Below are 2,374 nucleotides of genomic sequence, written 5' to 3'. Positions count from 1 at the left end.
GGTGGACTACGCCCTGACCCCGCTGGGGCAGGCGGTCACCGAGCGGCTGATGGGGCTCATCGAGCTGGTGGAGGAGCGCATGCCGGAGGTGCTGGTGGCGCGGGAGCGGTACGACGCGGAGCACGCCGAAGACTGAGACCGGCCGGGCTTCATGGCCCAAATTGACTCTATGCGGCTTTGGTGAAGTTGGCTGCTGATCCTTTGATTCGTGCCCGTTGACGTTCCAGAGCCTGATCGACTGTGGTGCCGACCGCTTCGGCGGTGGTGTGGACGCGCTCGGGGTAGTCCTCGTACTTCGCGGAGCGCCACACCCGCTCGATATCGTTCAGTTCGGGGCTGCGAGGCGGGAGGTAGATGAGCTCGACGCCGACGGCGGCAAGTTTCTCCCTGCGTCCATTGAAGACCCGGGCCACGTGCGTGGACGCGTTGTCCAGGACGACGGTGCACGGCTGGAAGCGCGGGGGGTGCCCCTATGTCTTTTGTCAAGGGAAACGGGGGTGCGCTGGGTCGGTGAGGCGGGCAGCATGGCGGGGTGGCTGATCTGTTGTGGGATGACGTGAAGTGCTTCTTCGACCCGGACTTGATGGGGTCGTTGCCGGACTTGCGTGTCCCGAATGCCTCGGTGGAGGACTGGCAGGCGGTCCTCGACCTGGTCGCGGAGAAGGTCTGGAAGTTCCAGTACTCCGAGGGAGAAGCGGTGCTTCCGGTGCCTCGGGCGGAGGTCGTGCTGTCCCGCCCGTCGGATGCCGAGTGCCCGGACCTGCGGGTCTGGCCGACGGCCGATGTGCTGGCGATCTTCCGTTTTCATGCCGACGATGAAGTCGACTTCGACGTCGACCTGCGGGAGTTGCAGGGCCAGGAGCGACTTGATGTGTTCTGCGGCTTCCTCCGGGAGATCGGGAGGCGGCTGGGCAAGCCCGTGCTGATGGACCCGGAAGGCGACCGTGGCCATCCGGTGCTCGGCTTCGATGTCGAGGCCGATCGAGTCGTTCTCCTCGCAGACCCGCAGGTCAGGTGACTGCGGCCGACGGCTGCGGTTCATAGAAGGTTCCGTCACGGAGCATCGCGAACAGGACGTCGGTTCGGCGTCGGGCGAGGCAGAGCAGGGCCTGGGTGTGGTGCTTGCCCTGGGCGATCTTCTTGTCGTAGTAGGCCCGGGACGCGGGGTCGCCCAGGGCTGCGAACGCGGAGAGGAAGAAAGCCCTTTTGAGCTGCTTGTTTCCTCTCCTGGAGGGCTGTTCGCCGCGAATCGAGGAGCCCGAGCTCCGGGTGGCCGGGGCGAGTCCGGCGTAGGCGGCGAGGTGGCCGGCGGTCGGGAAAGTGCGGCCGTCGCCGACCTCGATCAGGATCCTGGCTCCGGTCCTGACGCCGACTCCCGGCATCGACGTCAGGACCTTCGAAAGAGGGTGGGCCTCCAGCAGTTCCTCGATCCGCCCGGCCAGGAGTTTCCGCTGGTCGAGCACGGCCGCCAGGGAGGCGGCCAGGCTCGGGACGATCAGCGCGGCCGCCTCGGTCCCCGGAACGGTCACGGTCTGCTCGTCCAGCGCGGCGAAGATGTCCTCGACCAGACGCTCGGCCATCCTCGGTGCCTTCGGCCGCAGCAGGGTGACCAGCCGCCGCCTCCCCGCCTTGCGGATCTGGGCCGGTGACCCGAACCGTTCCAGCAGCGTCAGGACGGCCGGGTGCTGCAACCGCGGCCCCAGCACCCGTTCCAGCGACGGGTGGATCTGGGTCAGCAGGCCATGCAGCCGGTTCGCGACCCTGGTCGCCTCGCTAGCCAGGTCGTCGTCGAACCCGACGATCATCTCCAGCTCAGCGATCGTCTCGTCCTCGCCGTCGATCGCCCGCAGCGTGTGAGGCTTCGCTCGGGCCGCGTCGGCGATGATGAACGCGTCCCTCGCGTCCGTCTTGGCCTCGCCCGGGTAGAGGTCGGCGATCCGCCGCATCGTGACGAGCCAGGCCGGCACCGGAAGTGCGGCACGGACCGCGGCCCATTCCGTATCCGTCATGTCCGAGGGATACCGAGGGTCCCAGCCCGGACGATCGCCCGCGTTCCCGTACACGTGGGCGAGGCAGTCACACGACAGGGAAGACGAGTTGGACGACGCGGTGGACGGCACGAAAGACTGCGGCACCAGGGTCTCCTGACGCTCGGATGGATTCGACACCCACGAGCTGTTCGGGAGGCCCTGCCTTCATGCCCAGACCACCGGAAGATCACCCGGCCGGGCAATCACACTCGAACTCACGCCCACCACGATCGATAGAACAACGGCTACTTACTGAGACTGAACTCGTGTTGTCGCAGTGAGTTATCTGGGGTTCGGGGTGAGCCCTGTCTCGGTGAGGCAGCCTTCAAGGAGGGCGGGCCGGT

The 2,374-nt window shown here is 67.1% G+C and carries 1 protein-coding gene and 2 pseudogenes; 1 reads left to right on the top strand and 2 read right to left on the bottom strand.

All coding sequences use genetic code 11. From position 1 onward, the window contains the following. Positions 1-167: 167 nt before the first annotated feature. A pseudogene (locus ACZ53N_RS37125) lies at positions 168-437 on the bottom strand (transposase); the annotation flags it as partial. Positions 438-532: 95 nt separating this feature from the next. Here ACZ53N_RS37125 and ACZ53N_RS37120 point away from each other — a divergent pair. Then, positions 533-1,018: a hypothetical protein gene (locus ACZ53N_RS37120; protein ID WP_469145105.1), complete on the top strand. Its 486-nt coding sequence runs from the start codon at positions 533-535 to the stop codon at positions 1,016-1,018. Here ACZ53N_RS37120 and ACZ53N_RS37115 read toward each other — a convergent pair. Beyond that, positions 1,011-1,952, bottom strand: a pseudogene (locus ACZ53N_RS37115) (IS110 family RNA-guided transposase); the annotation flags it as partial. The gene ACZ53N_RS37120 and the pseudogene ACZ53N_RS37115 sit on opposite strands and share 8 nt — an antisense overlap. Between the last annotated feature and the right edge of the window lie 422 nt (positions 1,953-2,374).

The sequence above is a fragment of the Streptomyces sp. NPDC033229 genome (genome assembly GCF_055576875.1).
The sequence above is the reverse complement of the archived record's forward strand: the minus strand, read 5'-3'. Positions and strand labels throughout refer to the sequence as shown.